This window comes from Streptomyces sp. DH12, assembly GCF_020873895.1.
Classification (GTDB): Bacteria; Actinomycetota; Actinomycetes; order Streptomycetales; family Streptomycetaceae; genus Streptomyces.
In genome coordinates, this window is record NZ_JAHWGT010000480.1 from 1 (window position 1) to 595 (window position 595).

Below are 595 nucleotides of genomic sequence, written 5' to 3' on the forward strand. Positions count from 1 at the left end.
GCACAACATCGTCCGGCAGACGACGTTCTCCGAGCGTCTCCAGGACCTGATGGTGCGTTACATGCGCCAGCAGTACACCAGCGCCGAACTCATCGCCAAACTGGTCGAGATGGCCAAGGACGTCATGGCCGACGCCAAGCGGGGCGAGAAGTTCGACCCGCCTCTGAACTGGCGCGAACTCGCCTTCTACGACGCGGTCGCCGACCACGGCACGTCTCGGGCCGTGTTGGGCGACGAAGTTCTGGCCGACATCGCCCGCCAACTAGTCACCGAGGTCCGCCGTCAGCTCAAGCCGGACTGGATCGCCCGTGACTCCGTCCGTGCCCGCCTGCGCAGCACCATTAAACGCCTTCTAGCCCGCAACAAGTACCCGCAGGGTCAGCAGGAGGAGGCCATCAAGTTGGTCCTCCGCCAGATGGAGCACTTCGCCAACGAGTGGTCCACCAAGGGAGAGACCGACAGCTGAGCTGTCCTCACCGACTCACCGGAATTCTGGAGACATACAGGGAGGTAGTTCCTCCCGGAAGGTCAGGTTTACTTCATGGCGGGCAAAGAGATGGAAGACCCGGGGTCGCATTTCTCCACGGTGCTGGTC

Annotated in this window: 1 protein-coding gene; it reads left to right on the forward strand. The window is 62.5% G+C overall.

Features of this window, described 5'->3' with window-relative positions; all coding sequences use genetic code 11:
* The first annotated feature begins 7 nt into the window (after nucleotides 1-7).
* Nucleotides 8-466 carry a type I restriction enzyme endonuclease domain-containing protein gene (locus LPA54_RS35295; protein WP_308112915.1) on the forward strand — a complete coding sequence of 153 codons (459 nt, stop codon included), beginning with the start codon at nucleotides 8-10 and terminating at the stop codon, nucleotides 464-466.
* Nucleotides 467-595 lie beyond the last annotated feature (129 nt).